This is a genomic window from Exiguobacterium sp. PHA03 (assembly GCF_041945985.1).
Classification (GTDB): Bacteria; Bacillota; Bacilli; order Exiguobacteriales; family Exiguobacteriaceae; genus Exiguobacterium_A.
This window is the reverse complement of sequence record NZ_JAUTYQ010000001.1, coordinates 257,321-270,577: the sequence shown is the minus strand read 5'-3', so window position 1 is coordinate 270,577 and position 13,257 is coordinate 257,321. Positions and strand designations below refer to the sequence as shown.

Below are 13,257 nucleotides of genomic sequence, written 5' to 3'. Positions count from 1 at the left end.
ATGATCCGCACTAGCTGTACTTCAGACCTCCCTGCCCTGCTTACACTGACGGCAGAGACATTCGCGCATCACAAGCGGTTGTCGCCTCACTTTCACCCAGATGTAACGACACCATACACGCTAGAGTCTTTAAGTCAGATGATAGAAGCAGAACAACACCTCTGTCTGACAGTGCTCGATGGAGAAACACTCATTGGTTACTTGTTTGGCAAGTGGACGGCACCGGCACCCGACCGGTTTACGCCTGTCCGAATCTTGAACATCACTGACGTCGGTGTCACCTTTTCCCATCGTTCATCAGGAATCGGTCGCCAGTTGATGCAGGTGGCAGAAGAACTCGCACTCGAGCAAAAGGTGGATGCTGTTCGCTTGAATGTCTGGACCGTCAACGACCGGGCCGCAACGTTTTATGAAGAACTCGGATTTGAACCGCTGTATACGAACTTGCAGAAGTCACTCGTTCAAAAGTGACATCTATACGAAAAAGAGCGGATGATCGTATGATCATCTGCTCTTTTTCATTAATGTGAAGGCGTTGCCGCAAGCCGTGCTGCCATCAACTGTTGAATCGTTTCTCGATCGTTTTGATGGAGTAAGTCGACGATCTTACTGCCGACGATGACACCCGCGACTGGTCGACTCAACTGTTTGACGTGTTCCGGTATACTGATTCCGAACCCGGCAAGTACCGGTACCGGGCTATGGGCTGCGACATTTGCTAAATGTTCTTCAAGCGCCGTATCAAACGTCGTCTGTCCGCCAGTCGTCCCATTGACCGTAACGGCATAAAGGAACCCTTCGCTTTTATCGGCAATCTTTTGAATCCGTTCCATTGGACTCGTCAAGGAGACGAGTTGAACGAGCGCGATATCCGACTTGTCCTCTTGTTCGAAGAACTGTTCACTCTGTTCAAGTGGTAAATCAGGAATGATCAATCCGTCAACCCCGACTTCGCGACATGTCGCTAAAAACGCTGTTAATCCATAACGGAAAATCGGGTTTAAGTACGTCATCAAGACGATTGGAACATCGACGGTCTGACGGGCAACGCGAACCGCCTCAAGAACATCCTTCAGTCCGACGTTCGCTTCTAGCGCCCGGAGTCCCGCTTCTTGAATGACTGGACCGTCAGCAACGGGATCCGAAAACGGAACGCCGACTTCAATCGCTGTCGCTCCGGATTCAGCGAGAAACGCTAAGATTTCCGGAAGGCGATCAATCCCTCCATCTCCCCCCATGACGTACGGGATGAAGGCTTTTTCGCCCTTACTTGTAACGTTACGAATCGCTGTTTCTAATCGCATCATTCTTCCCCCTTTAATGCGTTTCTGACAGTAACGACATCTTTGTCGCCACGTCCTGATAAGCAGATAACGAGAATCTCTTCCTTGTCCATCTCTGCAGCGAGTTGAGTCGCATAGGCAATCGCGTGTGCCGACTCGAGTGCCGGGATGATTCCCTCCTTGCGGCTCAACAGCTGTAGTGCTTCGAGTGCTTGTTCGTCGGTCACCGCTTCATACTGAACACGACCGATATCTTTGAGCAAACTATGCTCGGGTCCGACGCCCGGATAGTCAAGTCCTGCTGAGATCGAGTGCGCTTCTTGTACTTGACCGTGTGCATCCTGTAAGAGATACATCATCGATCCGTGCAAGACACCAACCTCTCCTTTTGTCATCGTCGCTGCGTGTTTCTCTGTGTCGATTCCGCTGCCCGCCGCTTCGATTCCGTATAATTTTACATCTGTATCATCGATGAACGGATGGAACATGCCGATCGCATTACTGCCACCGCCAACACAAGCGACGATCGCCTCCGGCAGACGTCCTTCTTTTTCGATGATTTGGCGTCGCGTCTCTTTTCCGATGACCGCTTGGAAATCACGAACGAGTTGCGGGAATGGGTGTGGTCCGAGAACAGAACCCATCAAGTAGTGCGTGTCTTCGACATGTTTGACCCAGTAACGGAGTGCTTCATTGACGGCATCTTTGAGTGTCCGACTGCCTTGTGTGACCGGGATGACGGTTGCTCCAAGTAACTCCATCCGGAAGACGTTCAACTCTTGACGACGGACGTCCTCTTCGCCCATGAAGATGACACATTCGAGATCGAGCAAGGCACAGACCGTCGCTGTCGCGACACCGTGTTGTCCTGCACCTGTCTCAGCAACGATTTTTCGTTTCCCCATCCGTTCAGCCAGTAACGCTTGACCGATCGTATTGTTGATTTTATGGGCACCGGTATGGTTCAAGTCTTCTCTTTTCAAATAGATCTTTGCGCCACCAATCGTTTGCGTCAAATGTTCGGCAAAGTAAAGTGGTGTATCACGTCCGACGTATTCTTTCAGCAATTCATCCATCCGCGCTTGAAATGTTGGATCCTCTTTTACTATTGCATAAGCTTCTTCGAGTTCAATCACCGCCTGCATCAATGTTTCCGGGATGTAGCGTCCTCCGTATTTACCATATTGCCCTAATGTATCCGGTTGTGCGTAACTCATGCTTCTCTCTCCTTTACGGCATCTGCGAATGCCTGCATTTTTATGGGATCTTTCCGTCCATCCGTTTCGATGCCACTTGAGACATCGACAGCGAACGGGTGATATCGTTTGATTGCTTCTCCGACGTTTCCTGCTGTCAAGCCACCGGCAATGAATAGTGGACGTTCTGCTTGAATGTCTCGTGACCAGTCGAATGTCTCGCCACTTCCAGCAACCGGTGCGTCGACGAGTAAATACTCCGTCTGTTGCTCTACTTCTGCGATGTCCGTCACGGGAATCGCTTGAATGATCGGAACCGGTAGCTTGCCGTCCGGAATCGTCCCATGAATTTGGATGAGGTCCAGTTCGACTTGCTCGACGGCGTCGGTCACCTGCTGGTAAGTCGGGGAGACGAAGACCCCGACGACTTGGACCGTACTTGGAATGTCGCGTCTAAGACGCGCTGCTTCTTCTAGCGTGACCTGTCGTTTACTTTTAGCAAAGACGAAACCGATGTAGTCCGCTAAGCGAACTGCCGCTTCGACATGTTCTCTTTCCCGGAGACCACAGAACTTAATCCGTGTCATACGCGAACGCCACTCACTTCTCGGATGAAGACTTGTGGATCGTCTGCCCGCATCAATGTCTCACCGACGAGGATCCCGTCTGCACCCGCAGCATGTAATCGCTGTGCTTCCTCGACCGTCTTGATGCCACTCTCACTGATGTACCGGACGTCTGGTTGTTTCTGTTCGAGTAATCCGACCGATGTCTGTAAATCAACTTCGAACTTTTTCAAGTTCCGGTTGTTGATGCCGATGATTTGCGCACCGATCGCCTCTGCCCGGCGTAATTCCTCTTCGTCATGGACTTCGACTAAGACCTCAAGCCCTTCCGCGTAAGCATACGCATACAAGTCAGCAAGCGTCTCCTGCTCGAGAGCGGCGACGATTAAGAGAATCAACCGTGCTCCATTTGCTTTTGCCCGGTCGATCTGAACCCGGTCGATCATGAAATCCTTACAGAGGACAGGGATGTTGACTGCTGCAGCGACTGCCGCTAAATCGGTCATCGATCCTTTAAAATATGTCTCATCCGTCAAGACAGAGATGACAGTCGCCCCACTTGCTTCATATTGTTTTGCCTGAGCGACGACGTCGACATCGAGTGCGATTGCACCTTTTGATGGAGATGCTCGTTTGATTTCCGCGATGACGGATAAATCTGTTCCCGATAGTCGTTGCTTGATCGACGGCTTCAATGCCTCCCGGTCGATCCGTTCGACGCCAGTTAATTTCAATTGCAGGACTTCTGTCCGTTTCGTTTCGATGATGCGATCTAAGATATTCATCCGATTGCTTCCTCCCGTGTCATTTGTCGTAATTGGTTCAATCGTTCCATCGCTCGTCCTGAGTCGATGCTATCTGTTGCTAAGGCGATTCCTTCTTCGATCGTCTTCACCCGATTTGCTGCAAAGAGAGCGATCCCAGCGTTGAGTAGAACGGTGTCGCGATAAGCACCATTCTCTCCACTCAGGACTTGCAGTAAAATCGCCGCATTCTCTTGTGCACTTCCACCGCGGATCGCTTCAAGCGGTGCGGTCTTTAGTCCGACTTCTTCCGGATGAAGACTGAAGCGGATCAGTTCGCCTTCGTCGAGTAAGACGAGTTGGTTCGTTCCGGCAAGGGACGCTTCATCCATTCCGTTCGCACCGTGCAAGACGATCGCCCGCTTTCGTCCGAGTCGGTGTAAAGTCAACGCCATCGTCTCGAGCATATCCTCCCGGTAAATTCCTAATAGTTGTGTCTTGAGCGGGACCGGATTCGTCAACGGACCAATCAAGTTAAAGATCGTCGGAATCCGTAAATCACGTCGGACCTTCATGATTTGCTTGACGCGCGGATGCATCCGTTGCGCAAACAAGAAGGCGATTCCGTTCGTCTCGAGTTGCTCTACTAAGTGTTCCGGTGTTGCATCGAGTGACACTCCGAGTGCTTCAAGTACATCAGCGCTCCCCGTCTTACTTGAGACACTCCGGTTCCCGTGCTTCGCGACTTTCATGCCGGCACCGGCTAGAACGAAAGCGGCTGTCGTACTGATGTTGAACGATTGCGAGCCGTCGCCTCCCGTACCGCAATTATCCATGAAATCACCGGTGACTGGAATGTCGAGCGCGACTTCGCGCATGATCGAAGCGAGACCGGCTAGTTCTTCTGCTGTCTCTCCTTTTGCTTTCAGAGCAACGAGAAAGGCGGCAATTTCGCTATCAGTAACATCTTCGGCAAACAGTTCGCGTGCTGCCTGTTGCATCTCTTCATATCGTAAATGTTTGGCTTCTGCTAATTTCAATAACGTCTCTTTCATCGTTCGTCACTCCTTCGTCAATTCAATGAATCGTTTAATTATCTGCTGCCCTTGAGGCGTTCCGACGGATTCCGGATGAAACTGGATGCCGAATGTCGGATGTGTCTTGTGCTCGAGCGCCATGATCGTCCGGTCCTCCGTTTCTGCCGTGATGACGAGTTCCGTCGGTAAGTCGTTTCGAGCGACGATCAGCGAATGATAGCGCATGACCTCTAACATTTCTGTCATTTCGTCGAAGAGTTGTCCCGATTGTCGAATCATTGATGTCTTCCCGTGCATGATGACCGGTGCTTCGACGATGCGTCCTCCGAATGCTTCGCCGATTGCCTGATGTCCGAGGCAGACACCGAGAATTGGTACTTGACCCGATAATTGACGAATTAGATCGATGCAGATGCCAGCATCAGCCGGGCGACCGGGACCGGGTGAGAGGATGATACCGTCCGGTTTCATCTCGCGGAGCTCTTCGATGCTAACCGCATCGTTTCGAATGACGTGGACGGCCGTATAAACCGATGCGTATTGATATAGGTTATAGGTAAAGGAATCATAGTTATCAATCAGGACGATCATTTCCAAACCTCCAGTAGTGATTTCGCTTTGTGTAACGTCTCCTGGTACTCAAGGCGTGGAATTGAGTCGTAGACGATACCAGCCCCTGCTTGAACAGAAGCGACACCATCCTTGATGACCATCGTCCGGATAGCGAGAGCAAAATCCATATTCCCCCGAATGTCGAAATAGCCAACAGCTCCAGCGTATACTTCTCGTTTGACCTGTTCGTACTGGTCAATCAACTGCATCGCTCGAATTTTCGGAGCTCCTGTGACCGTCCCAGCCGGTAGACAAGAGACAAGTGCGTCTGCTCCAGTCTTCCCGTCTGCTAACGTCCCTTCAACGACGGAGACGAGGTGCATGACGTTCTTGAATCGTTCGATTTGCATGAAGCGTGTCACTTCGACGGTACCAATCTGACAAATCCGTCCTAAGTCGTTGCGTCCAAGATCGACGAGCATCCGGTGCTCGGCCCGTTCCTTTTCATCGTGAAGCAACTCTTCTGCTAGCCGCGCGTCCTCCTCTTTCGTCTTCCCCCGGCGACGTGTGCCGGCAATCGGATTCGTCGTCACTCGATTCCCTTTGACTTGGACCAAACTTTCCGGGGAGGCCCCAAGTACGATTGCTTCGCCTAAGTCGATATAAAAGAGATAGGGACTCGGATTATCCTTACGGAGTTTTCGGTAAAATTGGAACGGGTCACCCGTAAACGTCGCATCGAGTCGTTGCGAAAGAACCAGTTGGAAGACGTCGCCTTGCCGAATATGTCTCTTCGCTTGTTCGACGAGTCCTTCAAACGTCTCTTGATCCATCAACGGTTCATAAACGACATCCCGGAGTGGACGCTCGATGTCTGTTCGCTCTCGCGATTGTTCGAGTTGCGCTTTCCGATCTACTAGACGTTGACGTAATTCATCACGATCGGTGATGCCACCAAGTGACGTTTGAATTAAATGAACACGATGTTCGAGATGATCAAACAGGATGATTTGGTCGTAGACGGCGAGTAGCGCGTCCGGTAGTTGGCGCGTTCGTTCCGGAATCGCTCCGAGTGTCTCATACGCCCGCATCATATCGTAACCGACATATCCGATCCCGCCTGCTAAAAACGGAAGATCTTCTTCGACGCCCTCCCGGAGGATCAACTGTTGCATCAGTCGTACTGGATCACCTGTTTCTTGTGTCAATCGACCTGTCTTCAACTGTTCCCGTGTCACGGTTCGTCCTTCTGCGCGGATCATTTCCACCGGATCGACACCGATGATCGAATACCGTCCATGATCCGTATGGGCGGAGCTTTCAAGTAAACATTTCTGTGTTCCACTCAGTTGTTGGAAAATCATGATCGGCGTCATTTCGTCGCCGTTTAGTTCAAGTTGTTCAATGATAAGTGTGTCTGTCTGAACCATCTCTGTTCGCCTCCTGGAATAAAAAAAGTCCTCCACACAGCATATGCTGCATGGAGGACGATGATCTCGCGGTGCCACCTCTCGATTGGAACGGTTCGACCGTTCCCACTCTGTCTGATGCGTCTAAATAAGAGACATCATAGCCTACGATAACGGGGGCATCCGTCGTGACCTACTTCTTCGTTCAGCCACGCTCTCATGAGACCATTCACGAAACCTCGCCGTACGGAAGTCGCACCATTCTTCCGCTCTCTGAAACGCCAATGTTGCCTCGCTACTTAACTCACTCTACGATTTATTCGATTCAATTGTATACGAAAAGGGTCTTCTCGCCCATTCATGTAGAACATGAAGGACGGGAAGACCCGCGGTACCACCTTCGTTGACGATGCTGACATCGTCCCCTTTGAAACGAACCGGACCATTGTCCTGATTCGTCGACCCCAATAACGGGAGGAACCCGTCAGAGCCTACTACCCACTTAAAGGATTCGGTCTGAAGCTCGGAAGGCCATTCGCTTGTTACCCGATACTGATTCACACCACCCATCAGCTCTCTTAAATCGTTTCACAAGTTACTTCTCTTCGTCTTTGCTATCGTGTGTTGAATTGTTTCTTATATTACGATGCTTCTACTTCCCTGTCAACTGGAAAATCTCAGTATAAGGAAAGTTGGTTTGGATCGATGGATTCGAGCGCTTGTTTGACAGTTTGTAGGAACTGTCCGGCGACGAGTCCGTCGAGCACCCGGTGATCGATCGACATACAGAGGTTGACCATGTCGCGTGCTGCGAACATGCCGTTCACCCAAACTGGACGTTTGACGATTGATTCAACGGATAGAATCGCCGCCTGCGGGAAGTTAAGGATCGGTGCTGATTGGATTGAACCGAATGAGCCCGTATTGTTGACCGTAAACGTCCCGCCCTGCATCTCTGCAGACGACAACGTGCCGGCTTGTGCCCGTTTCCCGAAGTCATCAATCGCGCGTGCGATCCCCTTGATGCTTAGTTCATCCGCATTCTTGACGACTGGTACGAACAGAGCGTCCTGCGTTGCAACAGCAAGTGATAGATTGATCGCTTTCTTTTGAATGATCTTATCTCCCGCCCATGTCGAGTTCATGATTGGATGTTTCTTCAATCCTTCGACTGTCGCCTTCATGAAGAATGGTAAGAACGTCAATTTGACCCCTTCTTGTTTGAAGAACGCATCTTTATGACGATTACGTGCTTCGACCAAGTTCGTGACATCGACTTCGATCATCAACCAAGCATGTGGCGCTTCGTGTTTCGCGCGAACCATGTTCGAAGCGATTGCTTGACGCACACCGGCAGTCGGAATCTCGATGTCGCCCGTTTCCGTCGGTTGTGGTGCACTGACCGGACGTTTTGGTGCGGGTGGTGCTTCTGCCGGAGGCGCTACCGGAGCCGCTTGCGCTTCCGGTTTCGGTTCCGTTGCTTGTGGTGTCGGGATCGATCCAGACTCGATCAATTTCAAGAGATCTTTCCGGGTAATCCGGCCGCCCGCTCCTGTACCCGTCACTTGTTCAAGATCAATGCCGTGTTCGCCTGATAATTTCAAGACCGCTGGTGAATAGCGTTTTTTCATCGATGTATCAGCCGACGTCGTCTCTTCGACAGCCGGCACTTCTTGTTCAGTCGCCGCGACTTCCGTTGATCCGCCGCTGACTTGCATCGTGACGATCGCGTCACCGACTTGCAACGTATCGCCTTCTTCTGCAAGCAGTTTTTCAATCACACCATCAAACGAAGATGGGACTTCTGCCGTTACCTTATCGGTAATGACTTCTGCAATCGGATCATATTTTTTGACAGTATCGCCCGGTTTGACAAGCCACATCGAAATCGTTCCTTCAGTAACACTTTCCCCAAGTTGTGGCATCGTAAGTGTTTCAGTCTTCATCGGTCAGTTCCCCCTTAGTATGCGTGTAACGTCCGGATTTTATCTTCAATTTTCTCGCTTGAGATGTTGAAGAACTTCTCCATCGTCGGAGCGTATGGCATCGCTGGGACGTCTGGACCACAGAGTCGTTCGATTGGTGCATCGAGATCGAACAATGCTTCTTCTGCAATGATCGCCGACACTTCACTCATGACGCTACCTTCTTTATTGTCTTCCGTGACGAGCAAGACTTTCCCCGTCTTTTTCGCTGCTTCGACGACTGCTTCGCGGTCGATTGGATAAACAGTCCGCAAGTCAAGGATGTGAACATCGATTCCGTCTTTTTCAAGGCGTGTTGCTGCCTCAAGTGCCATATGAACACATAGCCCATAAGTGATGATCGTCACGTCTTCGCCCTCACGCTTGACGTCTGCTTTACCGATTTCGACCGTATAGTCGCCTTCAGGAACATCCCCTTTTAACAGACGATAGCCCCGTTTATGCTCAAAGAACAAGACCGGGTCATTCGAACGAATGGCTGCCTTTAGCAATCCTTTCGCATCGTATGGATTAGACGGGATAACGATCTTCAGACCTGGCGTCGAGTTGAACATCGCCTCGACCGATTGGGAATGATAGAGCGCCCCGTGAATACCACCACCGAACGGTGCGCGGATGACGATCGGACACGTCCAGTCATTGTTCGAACGGTATCGAATCTTCGCTGCTTCACTGACGATTTGGTTGACCGCTGGCATGATGAAATCAGCGAATTGCATTTCAGCAATCGGACGCATACCGTACATCGCAGCTCCGATTCCGACACCAGCAATCGCACTCTCAGCGAGCGGTGCATCGATGACACGTTCTTCTCCGAATTGTTCAAGCAACCCTTGTGTCGCCCGGAAAACACCACCACGGACACCGACATCTTCGCCGAGGATGAAGACGGACTCGTCGCGCTCCATCTCTTCTTTGATTGCACTATTGATCGCTTCGATTAAACTTAACGTCGTCATTTCGTTTCCTCCTCGTCGTACACGTAACGTAATGCATTTTCTGGCGCATCGTAAGCCGCTGCTTCAGCATACGCCGTTGCTTCATCGACTTCTTTCTCCATCGCTTGTTCGATTTCAGTCGCTGTTTCTTCCGTCAAGACACCCATTTCAATCAGACGCGCACGGAAGAGTTTGATTCCGTCACGTGCTTTTAAGGCATCGAGTTCTTCAGCAGAACGGTATGATTTATCGTCATCATCGGATGAGTGTGGCACGAGACGTTCGACTTCAACTTCGATTAAGGTTGGACCTTCTCCCCGTAATCCACGTTCGCGTGCTTCTTTGACGACTTTGAAGACAGCAAGTGGATCAATACCGTCCACTGTATATCCTGGCATACCATAGCCAATCGCCCGGTCAGCAACGTGTTTAGCTGACAGCTGTTTCGAAAGTGGTGTCGAAATCGCGTATTTATTGTTTTCACAGAACAAGATGACAGGAAGCTTATGAATTCCGGCAAAGTTTGCTCCTTCATGGAAATCACCTTGGTTTGAAGAACCTTCACCGAACGAGACGTAAGCAACGAGTGGCTCCTTACGCATCTTCGCAGCCAGTGCAATTCCAACAGCATGTGGTACTTGCGTCGTAACCGGACTTGAACCTGTCACGATGTTCAAGGCACGTGAACCGTAGTGTCCTGGCATTTGGCGACCACCTGAGTTCGGATCTTCTGCTTTGGCGAATGCCGATAGCATGATATCGCGTGACGTTTGACCGAAGTGCAAGACGACACCTAAATCACGGTAATACGGCAAAATGTAATCTGTTCCTTTTTCGAGTGCGAACGCTGCACCGACTTGAGCCGCTTCTTGTCCTTGACACGAGACGAGGAAGGGAATTTTACCTGCTCGGTTCAACTTCCACATCCGTTCATCGATTTTCCGCGCACGGACCATCGTTTCGAACATGTGAATCGCGTCTTGTTCCGTTAATCCGAGTTCTACCAATTCTTTGAATTCTATCTTTTCCATCCGTAATTCCTCCTTAGGCGTGAACCGCAAGTCCGTCGACTGCAAGTGCTGCTTCTCCAAATGCTTCTGATAAGGCCGGGTGCGGATGCACGAGCTGTCCAACTTCCCATGCCGTTGCATTGAGTACGAGCGCTAACCCACCTTCACTAATCAGTTCCGTTGCTTTTGGTCCGACGATGTGAACGCCGACGAGATCATCTGTCTTTGCATCCGAGACGAGCTTGATGAAGCCTGCTGCTTCTCCTTCAATCCGCGCTTTTCCTAACCCATTGAACGAGAAGCTCCCGACCTTAACGTCCATTCCGGCACGTTTCGCTTCGTCTTCCGTTAAACCGACCGATGCCGCTTCCGGTACGCTGTAGATACAACGTGGTACGAACGCATATTCAAGTGGTGTCGTCGTTCCGTTTACGATCGCCTCGACTGCTTTGACGCCTTCTGCTGACGCGACGTGCGCGAGTTGCAAGCGACCGATGACATCGCCGATTGCATAGATATGTTGATCCTTCGTCCGGAAATGGTCATCCACTTGGATGAAGCCATTTTCGACGACGATATTTGTGTTTTCGATTCCGATACCTTCGACATTCGCCATCCGACCGATGGCGACGAGCAACTTATCCGCTTCAAGCGTCGTCTGTTCTCCGTTACGGTCGATCGCGATCGATACGCCGTCTTCTGACATACGGAACGTATCACTTTGTGCAGCTGCGCCCGTATGAATCTTGACGCCCCTCTTTTTTAGTTGGCGGGCGACTTCACGACTGACTGCCGCATCTTCAGTCGGTAAAATCCGGTCGCTGAATTCAACGACCGTTACTGCGACGTCAAAATCCGTCAACATCGATGCCCATTCGACACCGATGACGCCGCCGCCGATGATGACGATTGATTTTGGCAAATCTGCCATATCGAGCGCATCATCCGAACTGAGGACATACTCTGAATCAAAAGCAAGACCGTTCAGTGGACGTGGACGTGATCCTGTCGCAACGATCAATTGGCGTGGAAGAATCAACTCGCCTTCGCCTTCTTCCGGCTCGACACTGATTGTTCCGGGCATCGGTGAAAAGATACTTGGTCCAAGAATCGAACCCCGACCATGAAAGACTTCAATCTTTCCTTTTTTCATCAGGTGCTGAATGCCTGCCTCTAATCCATCTACGATCTCTTGTTTGCGTTGTTTGACCTGTTCGAATCGTAAAAACGATTCCGGTACGTCCACGCCATATGTAGTAGCGTGTTTGACCGTCTGATAGACTGCTGCTGATTTCAAAAAGGCTTTAGAGGGGATGCAGCCACGATGTAAGCATGTCCCGCCTAATTTTCCTTGTTCTACGATTGCTACCGACTTCCCGGCTTGTGCTGCACGGATCGCGGCGACATATCCACCGGGTCCTCCACCTAGGACAACGACGTCGAATTCTCTAGCCATGTTGGTTCGCCTCCATATTCCTTAACTTCCTCTTCCCCACGTAAGACACGCAACACTCCTTCTGCGAGCGCCTGCAACTCATCTTCACCAGGACTACGCACGACTTGACCAAGGTGGGCGACGCGTTCTTCGATCATACGCGTCAACCGATCACTATAAGCAAGTCCGCCTGTTAGAATGATCGCGTCGATCTGACCGAACAAGACAGCACTTTGACCAGCGATTTCTTTCGCGATCCGGTACGCCATCGCTTCATATAACAATGCCGCTTTTTCATCGCCTTCTTCAATCCGGCGCTCGATCTCAACCGCGTCAAACGTACCTAAGTGCGCAACAAGTCCGCCTGACCCAACGACCAGACGCTTCATCTCTTCAAGTTTATACTTGGTACTATAACATAGTTCTACTAGTTGACCAACAGGTAGCGATCCGCTTCGTTCTGGCGAAAACGGTCCTTCTCCATCGAGTCCATTGTTGACATCGATAACACGCCCTTCATGGTGTACGCCGACTGTAATGCCGCCACCCATGTGTGCAATGATCAGGCGCAGTTCCTCGTATGGACGTCCGATTTCCTTCGCGTACCGTTTCGCAACAGCTTTCTGATTCAAGGCATGGAAAATACTTTTTCGTTCAAGTTCAGGTAAGCCTGTAATACGCGCAATCGGTTCTAGTTCGTCAACGACGACCGGATCAACGATGAATGATGGGATGTCGAGTGTCCGAGCAATCTCATCCGCAAGGAGTCCACCGAGGTTCGATGCATGAACGCCAAAAATACCGCTGAGTAAGTCTTCTCGCATTTCTCTGTTGACCGCATACGTACCGCTGACAAGCGGTCGGAGTAACCCACCACGCCCAACGACTGCAGTAAGCGCTTTCAAATCAATCTGCTCTTCAGCTAACACTTCGAGTACTACATGACGACGCATCTCCAGCTGCGCTGGAAGCGGTCCTCTGACCGCTTCCGCTGGATGGCGTAACGTCTTCGTGAACACCGGGTTTGATCCTTCGAAGATACCGATCTTCGTCGAAGTCGAACCGGGATTGATCGTCAAAATACGTTCGCTCATGGATATCCT

13 protein-coding genes and 2 other annotated features are annotated in these 13,257 nt (G+C 50.8%); of the genes, 1 reads left to right on the top strand and 12 read right to left on the bottom strand.

The window, feature by feature from the left end:
- Entirely contained in the window at window positions 1–471 is a 471-nt protein-coding gene (locus Q7C19_RS01395; protein WP_081780390.1) for a GNAT family N-acetyltransferase, read from the top strand.
- 50 nt (window positions 472–521) lie between these two features.
- Here the strand turns inward: Q7C19_RS01395 and trpA are convergent, their stop codons facing one another.
- The 12 genes from trpA to buk all read right to left on the bottom strand — a co-directional run bounded on the left by trpA (window position 522) and on the right by buk (window position 13,248).
- Complete coding sequence (gene trpA / locus Q7C19_RS01390; RefSeq protein WP_375091446.1) at window positions 522–1,304, bottom strand: tryptophan synthase subunit alpha; 783 nt, start codon at window positions 1,302–1,304, stop codon at window positions 522–524.
- Entirely contained in the window at window positions 1,304–2,500 is a 1,197-nt protein-coding gene (gene trpB, locus Q7C19_RS01385) for a tryptophan synthase subunit beta (RefSeq protein WP_329470360.1), read from the bottom strand. The genes trpA and trpB overlap by 1 nt, the downstream gene beginning before the upstream one ends.
- Window positions 2,497–3,066, bottom strand: coding sequence for a phosphoribosylanthranilate isomerase (locus tag Q7C19_RS01380; RefSeq protein WP_375091445.1), 570 nt, complete (start codon window positions 3,064–3,066; stop codon window positions 2,497–2,499). Before Q7C19_RS01380 ends, trpB begins: the two co-directional genes overlap by 4 nt.
- On the bottom strand, window positions 3,063–3,830 hold the full coding sequence (gene trpC, locus Q7C19_RS01375) for an indole-3-glycerol phosphate synthase TrpC (RefSeq protein ID WP_375091444.1): 768 nt from the start codon (window positions 3,828–3,830) through the stop codon (window positions 3,063–3,065). The genes Q7C19_RS01380 and trpC overlap by 4 nt, the downstream gene beginning before the upstream one ends.
- Window positions 3,827–4,843: an anthranilate phosphoribosyltransferase gene (gene trpD / locus Q7C19_RS01370; protein WP_329470355.1), complete on the bottom strand. Its 1,017-nt coding sequence runs from the start codon at window positions 4,841–4,843 to the stop codon at window positions 3,827–3,829. The genes trpC and trpD overlap by 4 nt, the downstream gene beginning before the upstream one ends.
- A 6-nt stretch (window positions 4,844–4,849) precedes the next feature.
- A complete protein-coding gene (locus Q7C19_RS01365; RefSeq protein WP_375091443.1) occupies window positions 4,850–5,416 on the bottom strand; it encodes an anthranilate synthase component II in 567 nt (188 codons plus the stop codon).
- Window positions 5,413–6,807 (bottom strand): anthranilate synthase component I, encoded by a 1,395-nt coding sequence (gene trpE, locus Q7C19_RS01360; protein ID WP_375091442.1) that lies wholly within the window; start codon window positions 6,805–6,807, stop codon window positions 5,413–5,415. Before trpE ends, Q7C19_RS01365 begins: the two co-directional genes overlap by 4 nt.
- Window positions 6,808–6,857: 50 nt before the next feature.
- Window positions 6,858–7,107: a binding site (T-box leader), on the bottom strand.
- A 48-nt stretch (window positions 7,108–7,155) separates the two neighbouring features.
- Window positions 7,156–7,407, bottom strand: a binding site (T-box leader).
- Window positions 7,408–7,463: 56 nt separating this feature from the next.
- Window positions 7,464–8,732: a dihydrolipoamide acetyltransferase family protein gene (locus Q7C19_RS01355; RefSeq protein ID WP_075642029.1), complete on the bottom strand. Its 1,269-nt coding sequence runs from the start codon at window positions 8,730–8,732 to the stop codon at window positions 7,464–7,466.
- Window positions 8,733–8,746: 14 nt separating this feature from the next.
- The gene (locus tag Q7C19_RS01350) at window positions 8,747–9,730 is read right to left on the bottom strand and encodes an alpha-ketoacid dehydrogenase subunit beta (protein ID WP_023467596.1); all 984 of its coding nucleotides are present in this window, start codon (window positions 9,728–9,730) and stop codon (window positions 8,747–8,749) included.
- On the bottom strand, window positions 9,727–10,740 hold the full coding sequence (locus tag Q7C19_RS01345) for a thiamine pyrophosphate-dependent dehydrogenase E1 component subunit alpha (RefSeq protein WP_056060235.1): 1,014 nt from the start codon (window positions 10,738–10,740) through the stop codon (window positions 9,727–9,729). Before Q7C19_RS01345 ends, Q7C19_RS01350 begins: the two co-directional genes overlap by 4 nt.
- A 13-nt stretch (window positions 10,741–10,753) precedes the next feature.
- Entirely contained in the window at window positions 10,754–12,175 is a 1,422-nt protein-coding gene (gene lpdA / locus Q7C19_RS01340; protein ID WP_035409071.1) for a dihydrolipoyl dehydrogenase, read from the bottom strand.
- Complete coding sequence (gene buk, locus Q7C19_RS01335) at window positions 12,145–13,248, bottom strand: butyrate kinase (RefSeq protein WP_375091441.1); 1,104 nt, start codon at window positions 13,246–13,248, stop codon at window positions 12,145–12,147. Before buk ends, lpdA begins: the two co-directional genes overlap by 31 nt.
- Window positions 13,249–13,257 lie beyond the last annotated feature (9 nt).

Bases quoted from the DNA above. Each gene is read 5' to 3' on its own strand.
- Q7C19_RS01395 (WP_081780390.1), top strand. From the start codon at position 1: ATGATCCGCACTAGCTGTACTTCAGACCTCCCTGCCCTGCTTACACTG.
- trpA (WP_375091446.1), bottom strand. From the start codon at position 1,304: ATGCGATTAGAAACAGCGATTCGTAACGTTACAAGTAAGGGCGAAAAA.
- trpB (WP_329470360.1), bottom strand. From the start codon at position 2,500: ATGAGTTACGCACAACCGGATACATTAGGGCAATATGGTAAATACGGA.
- Q7C19_RS01380 (WP_375091445.1), bottom strand. From the start codon at position 3,066: ATGACACGGATTAAGTTCTGTGGTCTCCGGGAAAGAGAACATGTCGAA.
- trpC (WP_375091444.1), bottom strand. From the start codon at position 3,830: ATGAATATCTTAGATCGCATCATCGAAACGAAACGGACAGAAGTCCTG.
- trpD (WP_329470355.1), bottom strand. From the start codon at position 4,843: ATGAAAGAGACGTTATTGAAATTAGCAGAAGCCAAACATTTACGATAT.
- Q7C19_RS01365 (WP_375091443.1), bottom strand. From the start codon at position 5,416: ATGATCGTCCTGATTGATAACTATGATTCCTTTACCTATAACCTATAT.
- trpE (WP_375091442.1), bottom strand. From the start codon at position 6,807: ATGGTTCAGACAGACACACTTATCATTGAACAACTTGAACTAAACGGC.
- Q7C19_RS01355 (WP_075642029.1), bottom strand. From the start codon at position 8,732: ATGAAGACTGAAACACTTACGATGCCACAACTTGGGGAAAGTGTTACT.
- Q7C19_RS01350 (WP_023467596.1), bottom strand. From the start codon at position 9,730: ATGACGACGTTAAGTTTAATCGAAGCGATCAATAGTGCAATCAAAGAA.
- Q7C19_RS01345 (WP_056060235.1), bottom strand. From the start codon at position 10,740: ATGGAAAAGATAGAATTCAAAGAATTGGTAGAACTCGGATTAACGGAA.
- lpdA (WP_035409071.1), bottom strand. From the start codon at position 12,175: ATGGCTAGAGAATTCGACGTCGTTGTCCTAGGTGGAGGACCCGGTGGA.
- buk (WP_375091441.1), bottom strand. From the start codon at position 13,248: ATGAGCGAACGTATTTTGACGATCAATCCCGGTTCGACTTCGACGAAG.